This window comes from Rhizobium sp. BK289, from assembly GCF_014193575.1.
GTDB lineage: Bacteria > Pseudomonadota > Alphaproteobacteria > Rhizobiales > Rhizobiaceae > Rhizobium > Rhizobium tropici_C.
In genome coordinates this window covers 34,901-58,469 of the sequence record NZ_JACHZO010000002.1, presented here as the reverse complement: position 1 = coordinate 58,469, position 23,569 = coordinate 34,901, and the positions used below count along the sequence as shown (strand labels likewise).

The 23,569-nt window shown below is 59.5% G+C and carries 27 protein-coding genes and 1 tRNA gene; 14 read left to right on the top strand and 14 right to left on the bottom strand.

Annotated features, from left to right (window positions below; translation table 11 throughout):
• The first annotated feature begins 85 nt into the window (after positions 1-85).
• From FHT84_RS04055 to FHT84_RS04020, 8 genes are all read left to right on the top strand, one after another.
• The gene (locus FHT84_RS04055) at positions 86-619 is read left to right on the top strand and encodes a copper chaperone PCu(A)C (RefSeq protein ID WP_112343142.1); all 534 of its coding nucleotides are present in this window, start codon (positions 86-88) and stop codon (positions 617-619) included.
• Positions 620-805: 186 nt separating this feature from the next.
• Positions 806-1,804, top strand: coding sequence for an RluA family pseudouridine synthase (locus tag FHT84_RS04050; protein WP_113251575.1), 999 nt, complete (start codon positions 806-808; stop codon positions 1,802-1,804).
• Positions 1,801-2,454 carry an HAD-IA family hydrolase gene (locus tag FHT84_RS04045; protein ID WP_112343140.1) on the top strand — a complete coding sequence of 218 codons (654 nt, stop codon included), beginning with the start codon at positions 1,801-1,803 and terminating at the stop codon, positions 2,452-2,454. The genes FHT84_RS04050 and FHT84_RS04045 overlap by 4 nt, the downstream gene beginning before the upstream one ends.
• A gap of 9 nt (positions 2,455-2,463) precedes the next feature.
• Positions 2,464-3,249 carry an ATP12 family chaperone protein gene (locus FHT84_RS04040; RefSeq protein WP_112343139.1) on the top strand — a complete coding sequence of 262 codons (786 nt, stop codon included), beginning with the start codon at positions 2,464-2,466 and terminating at the stop codon, positions 3,247-3,249.
• Positions 3,250-3,318: 69 nt separating this feature from the next.
• Entirely contained in the window at positions 3,319-3,789 is a 471-nt protein-coding gene (locus tag FHT84_RS04035; RefSeq protein WP_112343138.1) for a hypothetical protein, read from the top strand.
• A gap of 63 nt (positions 3,790-3,852) precedes the next feature.
• On the top strand, positions 3,853-5,385 hold the full coding sequence (locus FHT84_RS04030) for an acyl-CoA carboxylase subunit beta (protein ID WP_112343137.1): 1,533 nt from the start codon (positions 3,853-3,855) through the stop codon (positions 5,383-5,385).
• A gap of 121 nt (positions 5,386-5,506) precedes the next feature.
• Positions 5,507-5,899, top strand: coding sequence for a DoxX family protein (locus FHT84_RS04025; RefSeq protein ID WP_112343136.1), 393 nt, complete (start codon positions 5,507-5,509; stop codon positions 5,897-5,899).
• A 135-nt stretch (positions 5,900-6,034) separates the two neighbouring features.
• The gene (locus tag FHT84_RS04020; protein ID WP_112343135.1) at positions 6,035-6,421 is read left to right on the top strand and encodes a DoxX family protein; all 387 of its coding nucleotides are present in this window, start codon (positions 6,035-6,037) and stop codon (positions 6,419-6,421) included.
• 7 nt (positions 6,422-6,428) lie between these two features.
• On the opposite strand, the gene sugE is transcribed toward FHT84_RS04020, so the two are convergent.
• From sugE to FHT84_RS03990, 6 genes are all read right to left on the bottom strand, one after another.
• Positions 6,429-6,743, bottom strand: coding sequence for a quaternary ammonium compound efflux SMR transporter SugE (sugE, locus tag FHT84_RS04015; RefSeq protein ID WP_112343134.1), 315 nt, complete (start codon positions 6,741-6,743; stop codon positions 6,429-6,431).
• A 146-nt stretch (positions 6,744-6,889) separates the two neighbouring features.
• A complete protein-coding gene (fghA, locus tag FHT84_RS04010; RefSeq protein ID WP_112343133.1) occupies positions 6,890-7,726 on the bottom strand; it encodes an S-formylglutathione hydrolase in 837 nt (278 codons plus the stop codon).
• A 122-nt stretch (positions 7,727-7,848) separates the two neighbouring features.
• Positions 7,849-8,289: a YaiI/YqxD family protein gene (locus FHT84_RS04005; RefSeq protein ID WP_112343132.1), complete on the bottom strand. Its 441-nt coding sequence runs from the start codon at positions 8,287-8,289 to the stop codon at positions 7,849-7,851.
• Between the two features lie 74 nt (positions 8,290-8,363).
• A complete protein-coding gene (locus FHT84_RS04000; protein ID WP_112343131.1) occupies positions 8,364-9,491 on the bottom strand; it encodes an S-(hydroxymethyl)glutathione dehydrogenase/class III alcohol dehydrogenase in 1,128 nt (375 codons plus the stop codon).
• 162 nt (positions 9,492-9,653) lie between these two features.
• Positions 9,654-11,663 carry an acetyl/propionyl/methylcrotonyl-CoA carboxylase subunit alpha gene (locus FHT84_RS03995; protein WP_112343130.1) on the bottom strand — a complete coding sequence of 670 codons (2,010 nt, stop codon included), beginning with the start codon at positions 11,661-11,663 and terminating at the stop codon, positions 9,654-9,656.
• 80 nt (positions 11,664-11,743) lie between these two features.
• Entirely contained in the window at positions 11,744-12,679 is a 936-nt protein-coding gene (locus FHT84_RS03990) for a DMT family transporter (RefSeq protein WP_112343129.1), read from the bottom strand.
• Positions 12,680-12,899: 220 nt separating this feature from the next.
• Here FHT84_RS03990 and FHT84_RS03985 point away from each other — a divergent pair, with 220 nt between their 5' ends.
• Positions 12,900-13,322: a helix-turn-helix transcriptional regulator gene (locus tag FHT84_RS03985; RefSeq protein ID WP_112343128.1), complete on the top strand. Its 423-nt coding sequence runs from the start codon at positions 12,900-12,902 to the stop codon at positions 13,320-13,322.
• A gap of 84 nt (positions 13,323-13,406) precedes the next feature.
• Here FHT84_RS03985 and FHT84_RS03980 read toward each other — a convergent pair.
• Positions 13,407-13,491, bottom strand: a tRNA-Leu gene (locus tag FHT84_RS03980).
• A gap of 238 nt (positions 13,492-13,729) precedes the next feature.
• Here FHT84_RS03980 and lipB point away from each other — a divergent pair.
• Entirely contained in the window at positions 13,730-14,446 is a 717-nt protein-coding gene (gene lipB / locus FHT84_RS03975) for a lipoyl(octanoyl) transferase LipB (protein ID WP_112343180.1), read from the top strand.
• 99 nt (positions 14,447-14,545) lie between these two features.
• On the opposite strand, the gene FHT84_RS03970 is transcribed toward lipB, so the two are convergent.
• Positions 14,546-14,707, bottom strand: coding sequence for a hypothetical protein (locus tag FHT84_RS03970; protein ID WP_162736972.1), 162 nt, complete (start codon positions 14,705-14,707; stop codon positions 14,546-14,548).
• A 646-nt stretch (positions 14,708-15,353) separates the two neighbouring features.
• Here FHT84_RS03970 and FHT84_RS03965 point away from each other — a divergent pair.
• Complete coding sequence (locus FHT84_RS03965; RefSeq protein WP_112343127.1) at positions 15,354-15,887, top strand: hypothetical protein; 534 nt, start codon at positions 15,354-15,356, stop codon at positions 15,885-15,887.
• Between the two features lie 60 nt (positions 15,888-15,947).
• Here FHT84_RS03965 and FHT84_RS03960 read toward each other — a convergent pair whose 3' ends face one another.
• The gene (locus FHT84_RS03960) at positions 15,948-16,442 is read right to left on the bottom strand and encodes a peptide deformylase (RefSeq protein ID WP_113249969.1); all 495 of its coding nucleotides are present in this window, start codon (positions 16,440-16,442) and stop codon (positions 15,948-15,950) included.
• Positions 16,443-16,882: 440 nt separating this feature from the next.
• On the opposite strand from FHT84_RS03960, the gene FHT84_RS03955 reads away from it, so the two are divergent.
• Entirely contained in the window at positions 16,883-17,272 is a 390-nt protein-coding gene (locus tag FHT84_RS03955; protein ID WP_112343126.1) for a MerR family DNA-binding transcriptional regulator, read from the top strand.
• A gap of 23 nt (positions 17,273-17,295) precedes the next feature.
• Here FHT84_RS03955 and FHT84_RS03950 read toward each other — a convergent pair whose 3' ends face one another.
• The 3 genes from FHT84_RS03950 to FHT84_RS03940 all read right to left on the bottom strand — a co-directional run bounded on the left by FHT84_RS03950 (position 17,296) and on the right by FHT84_RS03940 (position 19,526).
• On the bottom strand, positions 17,296-17,769 hold the full coding sequence (locus tag FHT84_RS03950; protein ID WP_112343125.1) for an isoprenylcysteine carboxylmethyltransferase family protein: 474 nt from the start codon (positions 17,767-17,769) through the stop codon (positions 17,296-17,298).
• 12 nt (positions 17,770-17,781) lie between these two features.
• Complete coding sequence (locus FHT84_RS03945) at positions 17,782-18,771, bottom strand: DUF1624 domain-containing protein (RefSeq protein WP_112343124.1); 990 nt, start codon at positions 18,769-18,771, stop codon at positions 17,782-17,784.
• Positions 18,772-18,833: 62 nt separating this feature from the next.
• The gene (locus FHT84_RS03940) at positions 18,834-19,526 is read right to left on the bottom strand and encodes a DUF599 family protein (protein ID WP_112343123.1); all 693 of its coding nucleotides are present in this window, start codon (positions 19,524-19,526) and stop codon (positions 18,834-18,836) included.
• A gap of 198 nt (positions 19,527-19,724) precedes the next feature.
• On the opposite strand from FHT84_RS03940, the gene FHT84_RS03935 reads away from it, so the two are divergent.
• Positions 19,725-21,134: an L-serine ammonia-lyase gene (locus FHT84_RS03935; protein WP_112343122.1), complete on the top strand. Its 1,410-nt coding sequence runs from the start codon at positions 19,725-19,727 to the stop codon at positions 21,132-21,134.
• Positions 21,135-21,193: 59 nt separating this feature from the next.
• Positions 21,194-21,628, top strand: a complete 435-nt coding sequence (locus FHT84_RS03930) for a DUF1489 family protein (RefSeq protein ID WP_112343121.1) — start codon at positions 21,194-21,196, stop codon at positions 21,626-21,628.
• A 13-nt stretch (positions 21,629-21,641) separates the two neighbouring features.
• On the opposite strand, the gene FHT84_RS03925 is transcribed toward FHT84_RS03930, so the two are convergent.
• Positions 21,642-21,917, bottom strand: a complete 276-nt coding sequence (locus FHT84_RS03925) for a hypothetical protein (RefSeq protein ID WP_075856917.1) — start codon at positions 21,915-21,917, stop codon at positions 21,642-21,644.
• Positions 21,918-22,044: 127 nt separating this feature from the next.
• A complete protein-coding gene (locus FHT84_RS03920) occupies positions 22,045-23,535 on the bottom strand; it encodes a D-alanyl-D-alanine carboxypeptidase (protein ID WP_112343120.1) in 1,491 nt (496 codons plus the stop codon).
• Between the last annotated feature and the right edge of the window lie 34 nt (positions 23,536-23,569).

Below are 23,569 nucleotides of genomic sequence, written 5' to 3'. Positions count from 1 at the left end.
GTTCCCTAGTGATTACGGGCCTTTGCAACTGCCATCGGAGAGGCTATCCCTTCCGGTCGATTGAGGAACCGGGCAGGAGATGACAATGAACCGCAACCACGCCGCCGCATTGCTGATTTCGATAGGGGCGTTTTCGCTATCCCTTAGCGGTGCGATGGCGCAGGACAGCGGTGCGATGAAATCCATGCCCGGAATGCACATGGATGCGGGTGCGGCCCCTTCCGCCTCCGCAACCGCCAAGCTGGGCGACCTCGACATCAGCGGCGGCTATGTTCGCGCCATGCTTCCCGGCCAACCGGTCGGCGGTGGCTATATTACAATTCACAATACCGGCAAGACCGACGACAAGCTCACCTCCGTGACCTCATCATCCGCCGGCAAGGTGGAGTTGCATGAGATGAAGATGGAAGGCGAGATCATGAAGATGCGCGAGATAAAAGGCGGCATCGCCATTCCCGCCGGCGCGACGGTGACGCTTGCACCCAATACGATGCACATGATGTTCAAGCAGGTGAAGGCGCCCTTCAAGCAAGGCGGCACGGTGCCCGTGATGCTGATGTTCGACAAGGCGGGCATGGTCGACATCAATCTGCCCGTCGTCTCGGCCAAGGGAAATTGAGCCAGAAAATTATCCTGCCGTATAATTCCGGGTTTCCACTTTTCCTCGAAATGCTCTAAAGCCACGTCAAAAGGCTAGGAAATCTCCGGCCGCGGGGCTGAGCGTCCCGTTGTTTGAATTTGCATGACCCGCCCAATGCGCCTTGCCGCTTTTCCGGGACATGCCGAGGTACTTGAAAGAAGAAGAATGGCCGGGATTGAGCATATTAAGGTCGAGCCTGACGAGGCCGGCATGCGCCTCGACCGCTGGTTCAAGGTGCATTTTCCGGGGCTCGGCTTCGGACAATTGCAGAAGCTGATGCGTTCCGGACAGGTGCGCGTCGATGGTGGCCGAGTCAAGACGGATGCCCGCGTGCAGCCGGGGCAGATGGTGCGCGTGCCGCCGCTCGATGTTGATGCAAAGGGACTGAAGAACGGTCCGATCGCTGGCAATGACCTCAAACACTCCGGTGATGCCGAGCTTCTTGCGCGCATGCTGCTGCATGAAGACGACAAGGTCTATGTGCTGAACAAGCCGGCCGGCCTTGCGGTGCAGGGCGGCTCCGGTCTGACCCGTCATATCGACAAGATGCTCGAGGCATGGACGAGCAAGAAGGGCGAGAAGCCACGCCTGGTGCACCGTCTCGACCGCGACACATCGGGCGTACTCGTCGTTGCCCGCACCCGCGGTGCCGCGCAGAAGCTTACGGCAGCCTTCCGCGAGCGCGATACCAAGAAGACCTATTGGTCGCTGGTCAAGGGTGTGCCGCGCAAGCACGAGGACAAGATTTCCACCTGGCTGGTGAAGGAAGCGACGCCGGATGGCGACCGCATGCGCATCGCCAAGCATGGAGAGGAGGGCGCCGATCACGCCATCTCCTACTATCGCGTGATCGAGACCGCGGCGCAGAGCCTCGCCTGGCTGGAAATGGAGCCCTATACGGGCCGTACTCACCAGTTGCGTGTCCATGCGCTGCATATGGGGCATCCGATCATCGGCGACCCCAAATATTTCGATGACGATCCGAACTGGGATTTTCCCGGTGGTGTGCAGAAGCGCCTGCATCTGCATGCGCGCCATATCGATATCCCGCATCCGAGCGGCGGACGCCTGCGCGTCACCGCGCCTTTGCCACCGCACATGGTGCAGACCTGGAACCTTCTCGGCTTCGATATGGAATCGGCAGAGGAGCCGGACGACGAATGAGGCTGGTCCTTTTCGATTGCGACGGCACTCTGGTCGACAGCGCGCGGCTGATCCACGAAGTCATGGCGCGAACCTTTGTCGCCTTTGGCTATAAGCGCCCCGATGTTTCGGCGACCAAATCGATCATCGGCCTGACGCTGGATATTGCCATTGCCCGTCTGCAGGGCAAGCCGCATGTCGACGACGAAGCGATTGCCATGACGACGCATTACAAGTCGATCTTTCCCGATGTACGGGATGAGGCGGACATGCAGACGCCGCTCTTCGACGGCATCAAGCCACTGATCGAGACGCTTGCGGCCCGCGATGAACTGCTGATCGGCGCGGTGACGGGTAAATCCCGCCGCGGCTTGACCCATATCCTTGAGGTCAACGATTTCACGCCCTATTTTATCGTCTCCCGCACTGCGGACGATTGCCCGTCGAAGCCGCATCCGGCGATGGTGACGGAATGCTGCGACGAAACTGGCATGGATCCGCATGATACGATCGTGATCGGCGACGCCATCTACGACATGCAGATGGCGAAGGCGGCGGGCGCGACCGCCATCGGCGTGGCCTGGGGCTATGCTTCCGTCGAGGAGTTGCTGGCGGCCGGCGCCGATGCCATCGCCCACCATCCGAACGATCTGTTGAGCCATATTCTCTGAGGTGACGCCATGCGCGACCTGTTGAACGATCTTTCCGAAGGTCTCAGCCATCCCGATCCGATCCGCCGCGCGCAGATCCAGATGAAGAAGCCCTTGCCAAAACGCTTCTACAAGGACGTGACGATCAGCGCGGACGAGGGCGGCCACGCCATTGCCCTCGACGGCAAGGTGGTGAAGACGCCGGCGCGGCATTCCCTGGCTCTGCCGACGGAAGCGCTTGCCAGACTGGTGGCCGTCGAATGGGCGCATCAGGTTGATGTCATCGATCCCGCGACCATGCCTGTGACGCGCCTCGTCAATACCGCCATTGATGGCGTTGCGACGGAGAGCCGGGCGGTATTCGACGAAATCGTCCGCTTCTCCGGCAGCGATCTGCTCTGCTACCGCGCCGACGCTCCGGAGCGCCTCGTCGAGCGGCAGTCGGAGCGCTGGAACCCGGTAGTCGAATGGGCAGCGCGCGACCTCGGCGCCCGCTTCATCCTGGCTGAAGGCGTCATGCACCAGGAACAGCCCGGTGAAGCCATCGCTGCCTTCTCGGCTGCCTTGCGTAAGTACGACACACCGATGGAACTTGCCAGCCTCCACACGATTACGACGCTTACCGGTTCTGCGATCCTGGCGCTGGCCTTTGCCGAAGGTTTCCTGCCGCTTACCGACGTCTGGTCGCTTGCCCATCTGGATGAGGACTGGACGATCGAGCATTGGGGCAGCGACGAGGAGGCCGAGCTCCGTCGTGCACAACGTTTTGAGGAATTTCAGGCCGCGACCGATGTTTTTTCAGCGCTTCGCAGTTGAACATTGTTGATTTCCAGTCCTTTATATCGATCTTCGTATCTTAAAAGTTCGTAGGTCTGGACGGATATCATGTCGTGGTTGAGGTCGGGTGCCGTTTCGGCGCTCGTAGGATGTTTGGTACTGGCAGCCTGCTCTAGCTGGTCCGTCGACCCTCCACCTCCAACCTATGCCGTGCGCAGTGCGAGCGTCGTCGCCGATCAGGCTCTGCCGCCGGTATCGCCGGCGCTGGTCACCGCCGTCAATGATCGTGTGAATGCGGCGATCGCTGCAACGACCTACAGTCAACCCTTGCCACAGGTCGCAATCACCGTGCGGCTGACCGATGTCCGCAGGGCGCGCGGCTTCAACCGCGACCGCAACAGCGTCAAGGTCAACATCGACGCGGCGGCGCTAGATGGCGGCGCAGTGGTCGCCATGGCATCTTTCGAGACTAAAACCACAGCCCCCGATCCCGCCACGGCGGATGAGCTGATGGCGGAAGATATCGCGGCGCGCGTCCGTTCCATCTTTTCCCTGACCACGCCGCGGCTGGCGGATTGACCCGGCAGCTTCAAACGGTGTTTGCGCCGTGCTAATCCCAAGCGGTGAAGGAGAGAGAGCCGCATGAAGGAAATCCTGCAGGAACTGGAACGTCGTCGCGAGGTTGCGAGGCTCGGAGGCGGGCAGGTGCGCATCGACGCCCAGCACGCGCGCGGCAAGCTGACGGCGCGCGAGCGCATCGATATTTTTCTCGATGAGGGCTCCTTCGAGGAATTCGACATGTTCGTCGAACATCGCTCGACCGATTTCGGCATGGACAAGAGCAAGATCGCCGGCGACGGCGTCGTGACGGGATGGGGCACCGTCAACGGGCGTACCGTTTTCATTTTTGCCAAAGATTTCACGGTCTTCGGTGGATCTCTTTCGGAAGCGCATGCGGAAAAGATCACCAAGGTGCAGGATATGGCGCTGAAGAACCGGGCGCCGATCATCGGCATCTACGATGCCGGCGGCGCCCGCATCCAGGAGGGTGTTGCCGCGCTCGGCGGCTACGCCGAGGTGTTCCAGCGCAATGTGCTGGCCTCCGGCGTCATTCCGCAGATCTCCGTCATCATGGGGCCATGCGCCGGCGGCGACGTTTATTCCCCCGCCATGACGGATTTCATCTTCATGGTTCGCGACACCTCCTACATGTTCGTCACCGGGCCGGATGTGGTGAAGACCGTCACCAACGAGACCGTTACCTCCGAGCAGCTTGGTGGCGCCTCGGTGCACACGACGAAATCCTCGATCGCAGATGCGGCCTACGACAATGATGTCGATACGCTGCTGCAAGTGCGCCGGCTCATCGATTTCCTGCCGCAATCGAATACGGCTGGTGTGCCCGAGATCGAGTGCTATCAGTCCGTGACGGAGCCGGACAACTCGCTCGACACGCTGATCCCGGCCAATGCCAACAAGCCCTACGACATCAAGGAACTGATCCTGAAGGTGGCGGACGAGGCCGATTTCTTCGAGATACAGGAAAGCTTCGCCAAGAACATCGTCTGCGGTTTCGGCCGCATCGAGGGTGCCACGGTCGGCTTCGTCGCCAATCAGCCGATGGTGCTTGCCGGCGTTCTCGACAGCGACGCATCGCGAAAAGCAGCGCGTTTCGTACGCTTCTGCGACTGCTTCAATATTCCGATCGTTACCTTTGTCGATGTGCCCGGCTTCCTGCCGGGAACGGCACAGGAATATGGCGGGCTGATCAAGCATGGCGCCAAGCTGCTCTTCGCCTATGCAGAAGCGACCGTGCCGAAGCTGACCGTCATTACCCGCAAGGCCTTCGGCGGTGCCTATGACGTGATGGCTTCGAAGCATCTGCGCGGCGACCTCAATTATGCCTGGCCGACGGCGCAGATCGCCGTTATGGGCGCCAAGGGCGCCGTCGAAATCATCTTCCGCAAGGATATTGCCGATCCGGAAAAGATCGCGGCGCATACGAAGATGTATGAGGATCGCTTCCTGTCGCCTTTCGTCGCGGCCGAACGGGGCTATATCGACGAGGTGATCATGCCGCGTTCGACGCGGCGGCGGCTGGCACAGGGTCTTAGAATGCTGCGCAACAAGGACCTGACCAATCCCTGGAAGAAACATGACAACATCCCTTTGTGAGATTGTGACAACAAGTCACGGATTTCACACGGAAAATTGATTGGGCGTCAGAAGCCGTGTTTTCACGTTCTGAGCAGGTCGCTCTATTGCTTCCTGCAGGGAATTGAAACTGGAGTTCAAAATGGCGCTTTCCGATCGGCTGAATCAATATCAGCCCTATGCTCTTACCGTGCTGCGTGTCATGACTGGCCTGTTGTTCATCGAACATGGTCTGCAGAAGCTCGTTGGCTTTCCGACCGGCGGCCAATTTCCAAGCCCGCTGCCGACCCTGCTTCTGGTTCAGGGCATCATCGAAATCGTTGGCGGATTGGCGACGATCGTCGGCTTCTTTACCCGTCCGGTCGCGTTCATTCTCTGCGGCAATATGGCGGTCGCCTATTTCATGGCGCATTATCCGAAGAATTTCTTTCCGGCCAACAACGGCGGGGATGCAGCGATCCTCTACTGCTTCGTCTTCCTGTTCCTGATCTTTGCAGGCCCGGGCCTGCTGGCGCTGGATAACAACAAGAAGTAATCCGCTATTCGCCAGGCCTGGCTATCGCCGGGCCTGGCGAATAAATATGGCTCTCGCGTGTTAATTCCGTTGTCAGCGGAGCGAGAGCACTTTCGACAGGATCTCCTTCGCATTCCCCTTTGAACGGAGATCTTCATGTCACTTTCTGAGCGCTTGTCGCCCTACCAGCCTACAGCTCTCGCAATCCTGCGAATCGTGGCTGCCCTGTTGTTCATCGAACATGGCACGCAGAAGCTCTTCGGCTTTCCGCCGGCGCCTTACGCCATCACGACGCTGTTTTTCGTTGCGGCGATCATCGAGTTCGTGGGCGGCATCCTCATTCTGCTCGGCCTATTCACTCGACCAGTCGCCTTTCTCCTCAGCGGTGAAATGGCGATCGCCTATTTCATGGTGCATATGCAGATCAATTTCTTTCCGGCCAACAATGACGGCGATGGCGCGGTGCTGTTCTGCTTCATCTTCCTGTTTCTGGTATTTGCAGGCCCTGGGAAATGGGCGCTGGACAATCGCCAGCGCCGATAACGATATCTCAGGCAGCAAGCTTCAAGCCTGCAATGCCGGCCACGATCAGGCCGATGCAGAGCAGTCGGACGGATGTCGCGGGATCGCCGAGTAGCCATATGCCGAGCAGAACTGTGCCGACGGTGCCGATACCGGTCCAGACCGCATAAGCCGTGCCCATCGGCAGGGTTTTCACCGCCAATCCAAGCAGCACGATGCTGATGATCATGGATGCGACGGTGAGGACCGTCGGCATCGGTCGGGTGAATCCGTCGGTATATTTGAGCCCGACCGCCCAGCCGATTTCGAACAAGCCTGCGAGGAGAAGCAGGAACCAAGCCATTTTACGCTCCTTGTTAAGAGCGAGGCCGTCCCCGCGGGGGTCTACGGCCGGTCATCTTCCCGGCCGCCGCAGTCGTCTGCGCAATGCGTATATGCCTTTGCCGAAGGCGCTTTTCAAGGCATGAACCGCATGGCAGCCATGCCACATCATCTCGTCAGGCGTTCGGCATGCCACTTCAGGTGATCATCCATAAAGGTCGAGATGAAGTAATAGGAATGATCGTAGCGCTCATGCATGCGCAGCGTCAGGCCGATGCCGGTTTTCTTGATTGCCTCCTCGAACAGCCAGGGGCGCAGGCCATTTTCGAGGAAGCTGTCGGCCTTGCCCTGATCGATCAGAAATTCGGGGAAGCGAGCGCCGTCTTCGACGAGGGCGCAGGCGTCATAGCGGCGCCATCCGGCCTTGTCGCTCCCCAAATATTTCTCCAGCGCAGGTGCGGACCAATCGGCCGTCGACGGCTGGACGATCGGAGCGAAAGCCGAGCAGCTCTTGAAGCGCTCCGGGTTCTTCAGGGCGATCGTCATGGCGCCGTGGCCACCCATGGAATGGCCGAAGATGCCCTGGCGGCTCATGTCGGCCCGGAATTGCTTGGCGATGAGGGCGGGCAGTTCTTCGGTGATGTAGGTGTACATCTGATAGTTTTCGGCCCAGGGCATCTCGGTCGCATCGAGATAGAAGCCCGCACCTTTGCCCATCTGCCAATTGGTCAGTTCATCAGGCACGTCATTGCCGCGCGGGCTGGTGTCCGGGCAGACGATGATGAGGCCGAGCTCGGCGGCCATGCGGCGATATTCTCCCTTTTCCATGACATTGGCATGGGTGCAGGTGAGGCCGGAGAGATACCAGAGAACCGGGCGAGGCTCCTTGATTGCCTGTGGCGGCACGAAAACGGCGAAGGTCATCTCGCATTTGCAGGCTTCGGACTCATGCGAAAAAACGCCTTGCATGCCGCCGAAAGCGGTGTTCTGGGAAATGATATTCACGGCTGGCCTCCAGGCGTCTGGTGAGTTTTAGAGCGTGATGGCTTTTCTTCGAATCGCCATCGCGCTCAAATGTTTTTGATTTTGCATGATCTTGTCCAAAAACCGCTGCGCACTTTTTGGGATCATGCTCTAGCACGCCGGCAGAGCCGGTCGAAGGTTTCGAGGAAGGCGGAGCGGTCGCGCGGAGAGAAGGCGGCGTTGTAGCCCTTGCTCTCACCGGTTTCGCGAAGATGCGCGCCAAGGTCGCGCATCGCCGTTGCCATGCCGATATTGGTCTTGTCGAAGATGCGACCGGTCGGTCCCGTCACGAGCGCTCCGGTCGCGACGCAGCGACCAGCAAGCGGTACATCCGCCGTGACGACGATATCGCCGGCACCGGCACGCTCCGCGATCCAGTTGTCGGCGGCATCGAAGGCATTGGAGACGATGACGTTGTGCACCATCGGGTCCCGCGATGGCCGCAATCCCGAATTGGCGACAAAGGTCACCTCCATGCCGTGGCGTTCGGCAACCTTCAGGATCTCCGGCTTGACCGGGCACGCGTCGGCGTCGACATAAATCATGATATCAAATCTTTTCAACTCTATGCGGCGCTTTTCTCATGCGCCGCATACGCCCAGTCGAGTGGCTTTGTGCCTCAGTAGAGCACGACGCTGCGGATGCTTTCACCCGAATGCATGAGCTCGAAACCCTTGTTGATGTCTTCGAGCGGCATGGTGTGGGTGATCATCGGATCGATCTCGATCTTGCCTTCCATGTACCAGTCGACGATCTTCGGCACATCGGTGCGGCCGCGTGCCCCGCCGAAGGCCGTGCCCATCCACGAGCGGCCCGTCACCAGCTGGAACGGACGCGTGGAGATCTCCTGGCCGGCGCCGGCAACGCCGATGACCACGGACTTGCCCCAGCCGCGATGGCTTGCTTCCAGCGCCTGACGCATCACCTTGGTGTTGCCGGTGCAGTCGAAGGTATAGTCGGCGCCGCCGATCTGGTCGGCCCCGCGCTTCGTCATATTGACGAGATAAGGCACGATGTCGTCGCCGACCTCCTTCGGATTGACGAAATGCGTCATGCCGAAGCGCTCGCCCCAGGCCTTCTTGTCATTGTTGAGATCGACGCCGATGATCATGCCGGCGCCGGCAAGCCGCAAGCCCTGGATGACGTTGAGCCCGATGCCGCCGAGACCGAAGACGATGGCGGTTGCCCCCATCTCCACCTTGGCGGTGTTGACGACGGCACCGATGCCTGTGGTGACACCGCAGCCGATATAGCAGATCTTGTCGAAGGGGGCGTCGGAATTGACCTTGGCGACGGCGATCTCCGGCAGCACGGTGTAATTGGCGAAGGTGGAGCAGCCCATATAGTGGTGGATCTTGTCCTTGCCGATCGAGAAGCGCGAGGTGCCGTCGGGCATGAGGCCCTGGCCCTGAGTCGCACGGATCGCGGTGCACAGGTTGGTCTTGCGGCTGAGACACGACGGGCATTCGCGGCATTCGGGCGTATAGAGCGGAATGACGTGATCGCCTTTCTTCACCGAGGTTACCCCCGGACCGACATCGACGACGATGCCGGCACCTTCATGGCCGAGGATCGCCGGGAACAGCCCTTCCGGATCGGCGCCCGAGAGCGTGAAATCATCGGTGTGGCAGATGCCGGTCGCCTTGACCTCGATCAGCACTTCGCCGGCTCTCGGCCCCTCCAGCTGAACCGTCATCACCTCAAGCGGCTTGCCTGCCGCAACCGCGACCGCTGCTCTTACGTCCATGATCTCATCCCTTCCTGCTATGATTTGGTCCGCGCGACATTGGCATGGGCGCACGGGGCGGCTCAAGCCAAAATCAGACACTTAGCGTCGCAATTATCATGTTTTGGCCGAGCAATCGCCATGCAAGCTTTTTCATATGGCCGCGATGGCGAAGCTTCTCGATCAGGCGAATTCCATGATCACCGCGTCAACGGCGAGGCTTTCGCCCGGCTTGGCGTTGATCTTGCCGATGACCAGATCGCGTTCGGCGCGCAGCACATTTTCCATCTTCATCGCTTCCACGATGGCCAGCGTTTCGCCCGCTTTGACCTCCTGTCCCTCGGCGACGGCAATCGCGACGACCAGGCCGGGCATGGGGCAGAGCAGCAGCTTTGAGGTATCCGGCGGCAATTTGACGGGCATAAGTTTGTCGAGTTCGGCCTGACGCGGCGTGAACACCCTGGTCCGGACAGAGATACCCTGCCAATCGATGCGCAGACCATTGAGCACGGTGCGGATCTGGGCTGTCAGCTTGCGGCCGCCGACGGTGCCGGCCCATACGGAATCGCCGGGACGCCAGTCGGTTGCGACAGTTACGGTTTGGGCGCCGATCTGCATGTCCATCTCGAAGGGAATGGTCACCACGCCTTCAAGCAATGCCACGGGCAGATAATCGGCACCGAGCTTGACGACCCAGCTCTCCCGCAGCGGCGCGGCGGCTGGACGCAGCCGGTCGCCATGGCGTTCACGGCGATTGGATTCGATCAGGCTGCAGGAAAGGGCGGTTGCCGACAGCAAAGCGGTTTGCTCCTCATCCGGCGTCACCGGCGCGAAGCCGTCGGGATATTCCTCGGCAATGAAGCCCGTGGAGAGGCGGCCTTCGCGCCAGCGCGGGTGTTTCATCAATGCGGAGAGGAACGGCATATTGTGCTCGATGCCATCGACGACAAAGCCATCCAGGGCTTCCCCCATCGCTTCGATCGCCTCCAGCCTCGTTGGAGCCCAGGTGCAGAGCTTGGCGATCATCGGATCGTAATACATGGAGATTTCGGCGCCTTCGAAGACGCCGGTATCGTTGCGCACGACCGATGTCTCCGTCTTACCCTCGCGCGGCGGACGATAGCGTGTCAGTCGGCCGATCGAGGGCAGGAAGTTGCGATAGGGATCCTCCGCATACAAGCGGCTTTCGATCGCCCAGCCGTGAAGCTTGATATCCGATTGCTTGAACGGCAGTTTTTCGCCGGCGGCGACGCGGATCATCTGCTCGACGAGATCGACGCCGGTCACCAGCTCTGTCACCGGATGCTCGACCTGCAGGCGGGTATTCATTTCGAGGAAATAGAAGTTCCTGTCGCGATCGACGATGAACTCGACCGTGCCGGCGCTTTGGTAATCGACAGCCTTGGCCAGCGCCACAGACTGTTCGCCCATGGCCTTGCGCGTTGCTTCGTCCAGGAACGGCGAGGGCGCCTCTTCCACGACCTTCTGGTTCCGGCGCTGGATGGAGCATTCGCGCTCGCCAAGGTAGACGACATTTCCGTGAGCATCGGCCAACACCTGGATCTCAATGTGCCTGGGATCGACCACGAATTTCTCGATGAAGACGCGGTCGTCGCCGAAGGAGCTTTTCGCCTCCGAACGGGCGCGCTCGAAACCGTCGCGCACCTCGTCCTTGCTCCAGGCGATGCGCATGCCCTTGCCGCCGCCGCCGGCGGATGCCTTGATCATGACCGGATAGCCGATCTCGCCAGCGATCCTTTCGGCATGATCGGCGTCATCGATGATGCCGAGATGGCCCGGAACGGTGGAGACCTTGGCGGCATTGGCGAATTTCTTCGATTTGATCTTGTCGCCCATGGCTTCGATCGCCTTCGGCTTCGGGCCGATGAAAACGATGCCTTCCTTCTCCAGCGCCGCGCAGAAGGAAGCGCGCTCGGAGAGGAAGCCGTAACCCGGATGAACGGCTTCGGCGCCGGTTTCCTTGCACGCGGCGATGATCTTCTCGGCGACGAGATAGCTTTCTGCTGCAGGCGCCGGACCGATGTGGACAGCCTCGTCGGCCATTTCGACATGCAATGCGTCCCGATCCGCATCGGAGTAGACGGCGACCGTCAGGATACCCATCCGGCGCGCAGTCTTGATCACGCGGCAGGCGATCTCGCCGCGATTGGCGATCAGGATCTTCTTGAACATGCAATCTCCGCCCAAATACTCTATTCAGTCAGTGTTTTAGCCATAAATTGCACCGTCGGTCCATGCGAAGATATCGGCGCTCACGCGGTTTTTTCCGATCGCGACTGAACGCGCTCCCGCCAGATGATGAACAGGCCGGAGCCGACAATGATCGATATACCGATCCATTTGGAAAGATTTGGAAAGTCGCCGAAGATCGCGTAACCGAGAACAGTGGCGGAAATGATCTCGAAATATTGAAAAGGGGCAAGCAGCGAGAGCGGTGCCAGCCGGAAGGCTCTGACGACCAGCATATGCGCGTAGCCTGATATCGAGCCCAGAATCAGCAAAAGGACGAGCCCGAGCGTGGAAGCGGGCAGGGAGGGCTCGAAATCTGCGACGCCGGCGGATGCTCCCGCAAGCAAGGTGGCCGACATGAACAGCGTGCCGCCGACGCCGGCCATGACCTGCATCGTCAACGGCGAATCCGCCTCGCCGACAGCGCGGTTCATGAACAGATAGAGCGCAAAGAGGAAGGCGCAGGCCACAGGCAGCAATGCCTTTAATCCAAAGATCTCGAAGCTCGGCTGAATGACGATCATCGCGCCGACGAAGCCGATGACGATCGCCAGCCACCGCCTCCAGCCGACCCTATCGCCCAGAAACAGCGCTGAAAGGGCCGTCAGCATGAACGGTTCGACGAAATAGATCGCGAAGACATCGGCGAGCGGCATGTATTTGACCGCTGCGAAGAAGAGCAGGCTGGCAGCACCATGCAGCGCGCCACGCAGCAGATTCATCCAGGGTCGCCTTGCCGAGAATGCCGATCGCCCGGTTGTCGTCATCAGCAGCGGCAGTATGCAGACGACCTGAAAGAAGAAGCGATAGAAAGTCACCTGGCCTGGCGACATGCCTTCGAAGCTCGCCATGTATTTGGCGATCGCATCCATCGTCGGCAGCAGGATCATGGCGCTTGCCATGATCGTCATGCCTCGGAGTGGATTTTGTTGTGAGGGAGCGGCGAGAGCGACGGTCATGCATGATCATCAAACACAGGAGGGACATGCAATCAAGGCGCGATCGGACGCTGGTGGCAATAAGCGAAAACAGTCATCGCAAAACGTCACACTTTTCCATTTGGGACAGATCGCAATGGTGGAATGACGCCCTTAGACCTATCTCTGCCTTTGGAAACGGCTAAAACATCAATGCGCCGCACAAAAATTCACCGGCGCGCCCAAGAAAAGGATCGCACCGATGTTCAAACCCGAACAAGAGACGACCGTTTTTTCGGATGAGGGCGACGACACTCTGGGTGGCCGCCTGTCCATGGCCCGCGATGCCGCCGGCATCAGCCTCCAAACATTGGCAAGCCAGCTTGGTGTCAGCGAAGAGACGATGCTTGCCTGGGAATCCGATCGCGCCGAACCAAATCCCTCCGCTCTGGCGAAGATGTCGGCTCTTTTCGATGTTTCTCCGGCCTGGTTGATGACCGGGGCGGGCGATGGTCCCGGAGAGGATAGCGACCAACGGGCACTGGAGGCTATCCGAAACGAGCTTTCGCGACTGCGAACTGCCTATCAGGAAATGGGCAAGCTGATCGAGGCGACCTCTCGCCAGCTCGAGCGACTCGATCACCAGATCCGGCTGCGCAATCTCAGCAAGGATGTTGCGCATTGAACCGTGACAGTTCGCTGTAGTTCACATCGAATCTATAACCGATAGGGATTGAAAACAAAAAACCCAGCCGAAGCCGGGTTCTTTTGGTGCGGTCGAGAAGACTCGAACTTCCACGGGTTGCCCCACAGCGACCTCAACGCTGCGCGTCTACCAATTCCGCCACGACCGCATCGTGGTAGGCCGGATTGCTCCGGCGCGGCTGCATGTAGCAAAAGCATTCGGGGGGCACAAGAGCGATATGTCAGTTTTTTTAAATTCCTTCACAGCTCCTCCGATCGCGCTCGTCCCGATGCGATGGAAACGCCTTAGATGTTTGAATTTCCGCTCGATTGGCGCCATATGTGGACAACTCGCAGGCAGCGGTGGATTTCCACACGGGCGGCCGGCGGCACGCAAAGGACTGCCATATGCTTCGCACCGAACTTTCTCACCAGATGTTCCCTGTCCACGGTACGCCGCCCGTTCGCTGGCGGATCAGCGATGGTCTCGTACCTTATGAAGAGGCCGTCGCCGCGATGGAGGCGGAAGTCGCCGCCATTGCCGAAGGGCGGGCAGCTGAACTTGTCTGGCTGGTGGAGCATCCGCCGCTCTATACCGCGGGCACGAGCGCCGATGCGGCCGATCTTATCGAGCCGGATCGATTTCCGGTATTCGCGACCGGACGCGGCGGGGAATATACCTATCATGGCCCGGGCCAGCGCGTGGCCTATGTCATGCTGGACCTGAAGTGTCGGCGGCAGGATATCCGCGCCTTCGTCGGTGCGCTTGAAGAGGTCATCATTCGTACGCTCGATTCGATGAATGTGCGCGGCGAGCGGCGCGAAGATCGGGTCGGAGTATGGGTCCGGCGGCCGGAAAAGCCAGTGCTACCTGACGGCACCATGGCGGAAGACAAGATCGCGGCTCTCGGCATCCGCGTGCGCAAATGGGTGACGTTTCACGGCCTTTCGCTGAACGTCGATCCCGATCTCGGCCATTTCACCGGCATCATTCCCTGCGGGATTTCCGCTCACGGCGTCACCAGCCTCGTCGATCTCGGCCTGCCGGTCATGATGACCGATGTCGATATCCGCCTTCGCGATGCCTTCGAGCAGGTCTTCGGGCAGACGGTCAACGAAACGTAAGATCGCTTTCCCACGCGCCTTCTCGCGACCCAAGACATTATTCCGATTTCAACGCTGAAGCGGGGCAGGATCAACATCCTGCCCGATCGCCCGCTGCCCTCACAAGCAAGACTCCTGGGCACTTTCTTCGGCAGACACGACAAACTCATCCGGCGTGCCAAGCTTCGCCTTCTCCGGATGATCCATCTCATCTTGCGCCTTGAGAAGATCATGCAGTTGCTGATCGCTGAGTATATTGTCTCGATTGTCATGCGAGGTCATGCGAGAACTCCTTGACCTCTGCAGGCGAGAGTGCCGCATCAGCAACTCTCAGCCGCCGGCGCCTACGGGTTCGGTAGCCGACGATAGCGCAACCTACGCTCAATCCGGAGCCAAGGCGAATCATTTTACTTAAATCATTTTGCCTGACGGAGCTCGCCGCATGGCACGCCTGCCAAGAAAAATGCCCTGGAAGGGAGAGCATCCAGGGCATAGAGAGGGGAACTGCCAGGAAAAGATTAGGGCGATATGCCCGCACTTCAAGGCCCGGATCTCGCGATAAGTGTATCGCGTCAGCAATTGCATCCATCTATAGCGGGTATCGGCCGTCGCGGGCCAGCAATTTCACGCCCAATGCAATTGCAGCCCGAGCACATTGTTATCCCGTGAGTTAACGGGCGCTATGATGCCATATCGACATCGTCGCCTTATCCACTTCCGGATGAAGCCGGTACGCTCATCTAAGACCATCCGCGATTGCCGGTCCTGCCAAGTCTCTCTTTTTGATGGCTATTTTTGTACAGTTTGCGTTCATGTTCGTCCGCATATGGTGCTTCTCGTCGCCCCGGAAATCGCGCGTCGATTGACAATCGATAGGGACGATACGATTAATAGTTTCGACATTCGTCATAGAGCGGAGGAAATGCCAATGACTAGTCGTGCCATCCTGTTGATGTCTTTTGCGTCGCTTGCAGTTGTAGGTTCGATGGGCCTCGCTTCTTCGGCTTCTGCGCTAACCATGAAAGAGTGCAGCGCCAAGTACCAGGCGGCCAAGAGCGCTGGTACCTTGAACGGCCAAAAGTGGAATGACTTCCGTGCGACGCAGTGCAGTGCCGATGCCAGCGCCACCACGACGGCACCGGCAACCACCGCACCGGCAGCTACCACGCCGTCCAAGACAGCGAAGACAACCGCAGCAGCCAAGGTCGATGCCAGCGAGCCCGATGCGACGAAGCCGCCGGCAAGCGAACCGGCAAAGCCGACGACGGCTGCTCCGGCCGGCGTAACCTTCCCGGCAAAGGTTGACGCCAAATATGCCACCGAGACGCCAGGCAAAGGCCGCTTCCATACCTGCGTTGACGCATATAACGCAGCCAAGGCCAGCAATTCGCTCGGCGGCCTGAAGTGGATCCAGAAGGGCGGCGGCTATTACAGCCTCTGCAACTCCAAGCTCAAGGGCTGATTGCGGATCCAGCCAATTGCGGAACGGGCGCGGTCTTGGCGCCCGTTTCGTTTTGCACCTTCAGTTCTGCGTTTTTTCCCATTTCTTCACGAGGCGATCGCGCTTGAGCTTGGAAAGTCGTTGAAGCCAGAAGATTCCGTCCAACTGGTCGATTTCGTGCTGAATGCAGATGGCGAGAAAATCATTCGCTTCCGCTTCATGCAGCTCACCTGAGACATCCTGATAGCGGAAGCGGATCGATTTGGGCCTGACGACCTCTTCGGTCGCTCCCGGCATGGAAACGCTGCCTTCCGTTTGTCGCATGGTCTCTTCCGAGAACCAAAGAATCTCCGGATTGATATAGGTGCGCACGCCATCCTCACGGCTGAGTTCTATCACCACGACTCGGCTGAGGACTCCGATATGCGGGCCGGTGATGCCGACGCCGGGAGCGGCGCGCATCGTATCCAGCAGGTCTTCGACGAGCATCCGCAGATTATCGTCGAAGACGGTCACCGGGGTGCAGGCGGTCCGCAGCAGCGGATCGGGAAAACGGATGATGGAGCGGGTGGGCACGATACTCTCTCGGATGGAAAGACATGGATAGACGATCAGGATAAAGGGAAGATGGCGGCAGTGCCACCGTTCCGCCAGTTCCACAGTCTTTAGGAACTTGCTCCATTATCGCATTGTTTTACAGCGATTTTAAGCAGTTGTAAGAGAGGGTGGAACAAGCTTGAGCCTTCCGAGCGGTACGCAGTTTGCTGGCGCGAGGACGCGATCGTCACGTTGAGGCTTTTCGAACTGCCGCATACCGAGTCGGGCCGAAGTCTGTGGGGAGGCCCGCTAATTCTGTACCTCGCGGTTATCGATTTTAGCCGGCATTTTGTCCTCCCTGGCTTTGAGAGTTGACGTATTATGCTGCATTTGGGGCAGGTTTAGACGCGATAAACCAGTGAAAATTGACTATTACGTAAAAGTCAATATTATGATGGCCAGCAGATAGGGGCGGATTCTTGGTCGACGGATATTATAGCATAACAGAGCTTACACGGGAATTCGGGGTTTCGACTCGAACCTTGAGGTTCTATGAGGACGAGGGCCTTATTCATCCCGAGCGCAAGGGGCGCACGCGCCTGTTCCGGCCCGCCGACCGGCGCCTCATTGCCGAAATCCTCCGCGGCCGCCGCATCGGTTTCACCATCGCCGAAATCCGCGAGATCATTCAGGTCTACAAGGAACCGCCGGGCGAGATCGGTCAGCTGAAGCTGCTGATGAAACGTGTCGATGAAAAGCGCGACGAACTGCGCCAGAAGCGCAAGGATATCGATGATACGCTGAGCGAACTCGACAATGTCGAGGAAGCCTGTCTCGGACGCCTTGCCGAAATCGGCGTCGGGACTTGAGCGCGGGCTCACCGCCAAGCGCCCTATAGCCAGCGACGCGTGCGTTTGCAGTAAAATTCGAATTCGCAGCCGAAGCGCGAGAGGAGATGCATCTCTTCGCAGCGGATAACGAGCAATGTCGTCAAAGCGGCTGCCACGGCCGCCATCGCCACAAACCATAAATTACCGATCATCATGCCCAGCCCCGTCGTCAGCAAGGTATAACCGAGATAGGTCGGGTTGCGGGTGAAGCGAAATGGGCCTGTGGTGACGAGATGCGCGCTGCACCGTTGCGTCAGGACAGTGGTTCGTCTTTCCACCAGCGTCTTGACGGCCCAGACATTCAGCGTCACCGCAAAGGCAGTGAGAAGGGCGCCGACGACCCATGAGATGAGCGCCCAGATGAAGGGCAAGGGCAACGGATACCACCGTTGAAGGCAAAGCGCTGCAATGACGGCAAGGCTATAGAGCAGCGGCGGCCACGGAAAATTCAGCGACTTCGAACGATAGGCATTCATGGAATAACCCTGTCATTGCGCTTCATCCGTGCATTGTATCGCGATTCGGCTTACGCGTTCATCGCTATCTGCTTTGATCGCTCCGGATTGCAATGGCTTGAAGAGATCCTGGGCCTGCAACTTGTCGAGCGTGCATTGGCAGAAGCTGCGGCACATGGTTTCCGTGCCTGACCGCGTGCAAGAGGCGACGCATTGCCTGATGTAGCCGACAGCCGGATCCTGTGGCGGCGCCGGCACGACCAGTGACAGGAGATAGACGAGGCTGAACAGGACGGGCTGGTGGACCAGATAGAAGATGAGGCTGTGGCGGCCGGCGCGGGCGATCAGATTGCGGCCGGGGCCGAATTTCGCCAGATGCTCGAGCCAGCCGAACGATATTGCCAATTGCGCCATGCCGAGACCGAACAGGAATGGCGTCAGCCATGGAAAGAGCGGCACATAGTCGTTCGAGCGCCGAAGATTTTCGGAGAGCCCGACCCACCAGAGCCACGGCGCATCGAAAAAGCTCGAATGCAGCGATAAGGGTGCGATGACATTGTCGATGACGATGCCGACCGTCAGTAGAGCCGCGATGAGAAGGGTGGCGAAGGCCGGCAGCCGCAGGAACAGCAGGCCGACGAGACTTGCCGCCGCGATGCTGTGCAGGATGCCAAAGAATATCCATTCGTCACGCATGCCGATGAAGGTGACGAGCGAAATCGCCGCGGCTGCAGCGACAATCATGCCCATCCGTCGCCAATAGGAGCGCCAGCGAATCTCCGGCGTATTGGCAAGCACAAGGCTGAAGCCCGCCAGAAAGAGGAAGGTGCTGGCGATGGCGCGGGCATAAAGCTTCAGCCAGCCCGTTTCAGCCGTGCCGGAATCGAGATAGCCGAAGAACTCGAAATCCCAAGTGCAATGATAGCTTGCCATGGCCAGAAGGGCGAGGCCGCGCGCCGTATCCAGAATGCCGATGCGAGGCGTCTTGCGAGGGGTGTCCGCGCTCTCGGCAATGGCGGCCATTGAGAAGTCCTTCCGGGCATGAATTTAGATGTTGCGCACCGGTTCGACCCGGCGCGGCTTTGTCATGGCATATCGATATCCATGATGGCCAGACGGGCATCGGAAAAAAACTGCCGGCGAATCAGCACGATGATGATGAAAATGGTTGTGCCCATGAAGACATAGGGGCTGAGGAACCAGCCGAGATAGCCGATGGAGAGAAAGATTGCCCGCAGGCCGGCATTAAAGTTGCGCGCGGCAATGATGTTCATGCGCACCACGCGCTCGGCTGCGCGTTCGGCAGCCAGTGGATCGAGGATGGCATCCTCGCGCATCGGCAGGGAGCCGAAAAGAATGGTGCAATAGTTGAACAGACGATAGGCCCAGCCGAATTTGAAGAAGGCATAGCCGAAGAGGCAGCCAAGTCCGGCTACCTTGATTTCAAAGGCTGCCCTGCCACCATTGAGTATGAACGGCATATCCGAAAAGAAGGCATTGATCTTTTCGGTGGCGCCGAGCAGTGCAAAGCAGCTGCCGATCGCAAAAATCGAGGTGGAGGCAAAGAAGCCCGTGCCGTTTTGCAGGCCCGAGAGAATCTGGGTGTCGATCATTTTCAGATCACGGCGCAATGAATTATAGATCCAATCGCGTCGGCGCTCGTTCATCGCTAATGTCAGGCTGGTGCGATTGAAGAAGCTGGCGCTGCTGGTGATCCAGTTCAGCGCGACCCAGAGAAAGATGAACAGGGCGAGGGCGACATAGTCGGCAGTCGTCATAAAGGCAGATTCTCCAGATCAATCCGATGTCGACTGTAGCGCAGCCCGAGCGGTGCGCAATGGCCTTCTGTTTGCTTCCCCGAATGCCTATATGTAATGTCGCTGCCATGAAATCCGATGTCGGCCAATCGCCGTGCAAGCTTGCCCCGATAGCGTAGCTTTGACGGAAAACGATTTGCCTGGAGGCACAAAAGGTCCATGTTTCTTTCAGTTTTCGATGTGTTCAAGATCGGTGTGGGACCGTCCAGCTCGCATACGATGGGACCGATGTCGGCCGCGAATCGCTTCCTCGACCTCGTGCTTTCGAACGAATGGCCCCGCCCGTCCTCGAATGTGCATATCGCCTCGATCAAGGTGAGCCTGCATGGTTCGCTAGCCCATACGGGTATCGGCCATGGCACGGGCAGGGCAGTCATTCTCGGCCTCATGGGCGAGAAACCTGACAGTGTCGATCCCGATCATATGGATGGCATCATCGACGAGGTCGAGCGCAGCGGGCGCATCACGCCGCCGGGCCACCCAGCTTATGAATTCCAGCCCAAGACCGATCTGATCTTCGACAAGAAGGTGCCGCTTCCCGGTCATGCCAACGGCATGAGCTTCTCTGCCTTCGACAAGGACGACCGCCTTCTCCTCAAGCGCATTTACTACTCCGTAGGCGGCGGCTTCGTCGTCACGGACACTGAACTGGAACAGATGCGCGCAGACAAGAAGAAGCCACCCGCCGCGGGCGAGCGCATTCCCTTCCCCTTTGCCACCGCCAAGCAGATGCTCGAAATGTCCGAGCGCTCCGGCCTCTCGATCGCGCAGATGAAGCGCGCCAACGAAGAGACGCGCATGAGCGCCGAGGAGCTGGATGCCGGTCTCGACCGCATATGGGCGGCCATGAGCAGCTGTATCGATCGCGGCCTCAAGGTCGACGGCATCATGCCCGGCGGCCTGAAGGTGCGCCGCCGTGCGCGCGCCATTCATGACAAGCTGCAGGAAGAATGGCGCAGCAACCGCATCAACCCGCTGCTCGCCAATGACTGGCTGAGCGTCTACGCCATGGCGGTCAACGAAGAGAATGCGGCCGGCGGACGCGTGGTGACGGCGCCGACCAACGGTGCGGCCGGCGTCATCCCGGCAACCATCCGCTACTATCAGCATTTCCACGAGGACTGGGATCAGGAAGGCATTCGCAATTACCTGCTGACCGCAGCCGCCGTCGGCGGCATCATCAAGCATAATGCCTCGATTTCCGGCGCCGAGGTCGGCTGTCAGGGCGAGGTGGGCTCGGCGGCGGCCATGGCTGCTGCGGGACTTGCCGCCGTCATGGGAGCAACGCCGGAGCAGATCGAGAATGCAGCCGAGATCGCGCTGGAGCATCACCTCGGCATGACCTGCGATCCGATCGCCGGACTGGTACAGGTGCCCTGCATCGAGCGGAACGCCCTCGGCGCGGTCAAGGCGGTCACGGCTGCCTCGCTCGCGATCAAAGGCGACGGCCAGCATTTCGTGCCGCTTGACGCCTGCATCGAGACCATGCGCCAGACCGGCTACGACATGAGCGAAAAATACAAAGAAACCTCGACCGGAGGCCTTGCTGTGAATGTCGTGGAATGCTGAGTGTGGACGCCTGCATCTAAAAGCTTGACGCTGCCGACCAAAAGGACTTCAACGGCACCATGGCTTTGCATCTCATCAAATTGTGCGTCGGCGCGGATTCGATCGAGGATTTGCGCGAGTGGGTATCCGAGCGGGCGATGAACGCCATTGCCGCCGGCCTGGAGCCGCATACGACCCATACGACACGCATGGTGCCGAAACGGATCGAGGAACTGCTGGATGGCGGCTCGCTCTATTGGGTGATCAAGGGACAGGTGCAGGCAAGACAGAAGCTTCTCGGGATCGAGACCTTCACCGACGCGGACGGCATTCATCGCTGCCGGCTCATCCTCGATCCGAGCGTCATCGAAACCACCGGCCAGCCTCGGCGTCCGTTTCAGGGCTGGCGTTATCTGCCGCAAGAGGACGTCCCGCGCGATCTAGACAGTCTCGGGGCTGCGGCTGAACTGCCCGCCGATCTTCGGCGGGAGCTCTCTGAACTCGGATTGCTGTAGGCCAGGCGGCTGCTTAGCGCAGCCGCATCATGATCGGCGCACGACCCGTTGGCGCGGTGATGTGCAGATGAATATGCGCTTCCGGCTGCGAATAGCGCCAGGCGCGCGCGCCGTGGCAGAGCAGGATGCCGATCAGATCTTTCGTCTTGTTGCGCGAGCGCGAGCGGCTGAGACCGAGGTCCGCCAGTCGCATCGCCGCTTCATGCAGCGGATGAAGAGCAAAGCTCTTCTGTTTCATCTTGCCCCCGCTATCGAGCGAGAAACCGGGAAAGTTCTCGTTCATTGCCATTTCAAAACCCCGTACACGTTACCAACTCAGGGCCGGCCCGTTTTGACATTCGGGACCGGAAAGCCGGGCGAGACACAAAGCCCGGCCAATCTGCAAATCATGCGGCGCGAAAATCGCGTCCGCACTCCTATTCCATGCTTGCCCAGCACTTCACGCCGGCACGCTTGAGCGCTTTACAGGCATTGAGCGCCGCACTCTGATCTTCGAAACCGCCGAAGCGGGCGCGATAGCCACCATCGAAGGCGACGGCGTAAGGCTTGGCCGCGCGAAGCGCCTTGCCACCTTTGCTCTTCGCCGTATCGAGTAGCTCGCTTGCGCCGCTCTTGCTCGAGGAAACGCCGATCTGAACGACCCAGCCAGTCGGCTCGCGCTCGGCTTTGGCTGTCTTTGCGACTTTCTCGGACTTCTCGGCCCGCTGCAGCTTAACCAGCTTCGTATCGGCCTTGGTCGTCGATGCAGTCGTCACGGTGTCGATTTCGTCCTCATCGCCGTCGTCCGAGGCGGCCACGGAAACGACTTCCTCGGAAGCGGGGCGCTGAACGGGTTTCGCCGATAGCAACGGGTTGCTGGATTGAGGCGTCACCGCTGCGAAGGCGGCCGCGCTGGAGGGATGCGCGTCGGTGATTTCGGCCGTCTCGTCGTTCTTGATTTTCGCACGGCTGATGTCAGCCATGCGCGCGCTGGCAGCCTGAACATTGGGAGCCGCGGTCGGCGCCTGCGCGATAACGTTCGAAGGAATATGTTTCGTCGATGCGAGAGGCAGGTATTCAGCGATCAGCTTGCGCATCTGATTGTCGCGCGCCGGCGTCGAGGCGCCACCCAGGACGACGCCCACGATAGAGCGCCCATCGATCTTCACCGAGGTTGCAAGATTATAGCCAGCCGCACGGGTGTAGCCGGTCTTGATACCGTCGACACCCCGCACGGAGCCGATCAAACGGTTGTGGCCGTTAATGACACGGTTGCCGAGACGGAAGCTCGTTTCGGAGAAGAAGCCGTAATATTGTGGAAAATGTTCGCGCAGAGCCACGCCAAGGCGGGCCTGATCACGCGCTGTCGTCATCTGCGCGGTATTGGGCAGGCCGTTCGGATTGCGGTAGGTCGTACGTGTCATGCCAAGAGCGCGCGCTTTGTCGTTCATCAGCCGCGCAAAGCCTTCCTCCGAACCGCCGAGCATTTCGCCAAGCGCCATGGCGGCGTCATTGGCGGATTTGGTGACGATGCCGAGGATGGCCTCGCGAACGGTCACCGAACGGCCCGGACCAATCCCAAGCTTCGTCGGCGCCTGGGCGGCGGCATTCCTGGAAAAGACAACGGGAGTATCGAGAGTGATGCGTCCGGCCTCCAGCGCCTCGAAGGTCAGGTAGACGGTCATCATCTTAGTCAAGGAAGCGGGATAGTGGAGCGTATCGGCGTTTTCGCTGTAAAGAACATTGCCGGTATTCGCATCAATGACGATGCCGGCATATTTCGTGCCGGCGGCATTCGCCTCGACTGTCACGGTGACCGTGGCCGTCACGATCGAAAAGCCAAGAAGCGCTCTCGCCAGAATCTTACCGGTTTGAGACGACGAAACGGAAAGAATTGATCTGGACACTAAATTACTCTCTGCTTGCATTTACATTCTCGATGATCCGGTCGCCGCCTCCATG

Excerpts from the sequence above, each read along its gene's own strand:
- FHT84_RS04050 (WP_113251575.1), top strand. The coding sequence starts at position 806 with ATGGCCGGGATTGAGCATATTAAGGTCGAGCCTGACGAGGCCGGCATG.
- FHT84_RS03925 (WP_075856917.1), bottom strand. The coding sequence starts at position 21,917 with ATGGCAATGAACGAGAACTTTCCCGGTTTCTCGCTCGATAGCGGGGGC.
- FHT84_RS04040 (WP_112343139.1), top strand. The coding sequence starts at position 2,464 with ATGCGCGACCTGTTGAACGATCTTTCCGAAGGTCTCAGCCATCCCGAT.
- FHT84_RS04055 (WP_112343142.1), top strand. The coding sequence starts at position 86 with ATGAACCGCAACCACGCCGCCGCATTGCTGATTTCGATAGGGGCGTTT.
- sugE (WP_112343134.1), bottom strand. The coding sequence starts at position 6,743 with ATGGCTTGGTTCCTGCTTCTCCTCGCAGGCTTGTTCGAAATCGGCTGG.
- FHT84_RS04045 (WP_112343140.1), top strand. The coding sequence starts at position 1,801 with ATGAGGCTGGTCCTTTTCGATTGCGACGGCACTCTGGTCGACAGCGCG.
- FHT84_RS03985 (WP_112343128.1), top strand. The coding sequence starts at position 12,900 with ATGTTCAAACCCGAACAAGAGACGACCGTTTTTTCGGATGAGGGCGAC.
- FHT84_RS04005 (WP_112343132.1), bottom strand. The coding sequence starts at position 8,289 with ATGATTTATGTCGACGCCGACGCGTGCCCGGTCAAGCCGGAGATCCTG.
- FHT84_RS03970 (WP_162736972.1), bottom strand. The coding sequence starts at position 14,707 with ATGACCTCGCATGACAATCGAGACAATATACTCAGCGATCAGCAACTG.
- FHT84_RS03940 (WP_112343123.1), bottom strand. The coding sequence starts at position 19,526 with ATGACGACTGCCGACTATGTCGCCCTCGCCCTGTTCATCTTTCTCTGG.
- FHT84_RS04000 (WP_112343131.1), bottom strand. The coding sequence starts at position 9,491 with ATGGACGTAAGAGCAGCGGTCGCGGTTGCGGCAGGCAAGCCGCTTGAG.
- FHT84_RS03945 (WP_112343124.1), bottom strand. The coding sequence starts at position 18,771 with ATGGCCGCCATTGCCGAGAGCGCGGACACCCCTCGCAAGACGCCTCGC.
- FHT84_RS03965 (WP_112343127.1), top strand. The coding sequence starts at position 15,354 with ATGACTAGTCGTGCCATCCTGTTGATGTCTTTTGCGTCGCTTGCAGTT.
- FHT84_RS03920 (WP_112343120.1), bottom strand. The coding sequence starts at position 23,535 with ATGCAAGCAGAGAGTAATTTAGTGTCCAGATCAATTCTTTCCGTTTCG.
- FHT84_RS03990 (WP_112343129.1), bottom strand. The coding sequence starts at position 12,679 with ATGACCGTCGCTCTCGCCGCTCCCTCACAACAAAATCCACTCCGAGGC.
- FHT84_RS03935 (WP_112343122.1), top strand. The coding sequence starts at position 19,725 with ATGTTTCTTTCAGTTTTCGATGTGTTCAAGATCGGTGTGGGACCGTCC.
- FHT84_RS03995 (WP_112343130.1), bottom strand. The coding sequence starts at position 11,663 with ATGTTCAAGAAGATCCTGATCGCCAATCGCGGCGAGATCGCCTGCCGC.
- FHT84_RS04035 (WP_112343138.1), top strand. The coding sequence starts at position 3,319 with ATGTCGTGGTTGAGGTCGGGTGCCGTTTCGGCGCTCGTAGGATGTTTG.
- FHT84_RS04020 (WP_112343135.1), top strand. The coding sequence starts at position 6,035 with ATGTCACTTTCTGAGCGCTTGTCGCCCTACCAGCCTACAGCTCTCGCA.
- FHT84_RS04025 (WP_112343136.1), top strand. The coding sequence starts at position 5,507 with ATGGCGCTTTCCGATCGGCTGAATCAATATCAGCCCTATGCTCTTACC.
- FHT84_RS04030 (WP_112343137.1), top strand. The coding sequence starts at position 3,853 with ATGAAGGAAATCCTGCAGGAACTGGAACGTCGTCGCGAGGTTGCGAGG.
- lipB (WP_112343180.1), top strand. The coding sequence starts at position 13,730 with ATGCTTCGCACCGAACTTTCTCACCAGATGTTCCCTGTCCACGGTACG.
- FHT84_RS03950 (WP_112343125.1), bottom strand. The coding sequence starts at position 17,769 with ATGAATGCCTATCGTTCGAAGTCGCTGAATTTTCCGTGGCCGCCGCTG.
- FHT84_RS03930 (WP_112343121.1), top strand. The coding sequence starts at position 21,194 with ATGGCTTTGCATCTCATCAAATTGTGCGTCGGCGCGGATTCGATCGAG.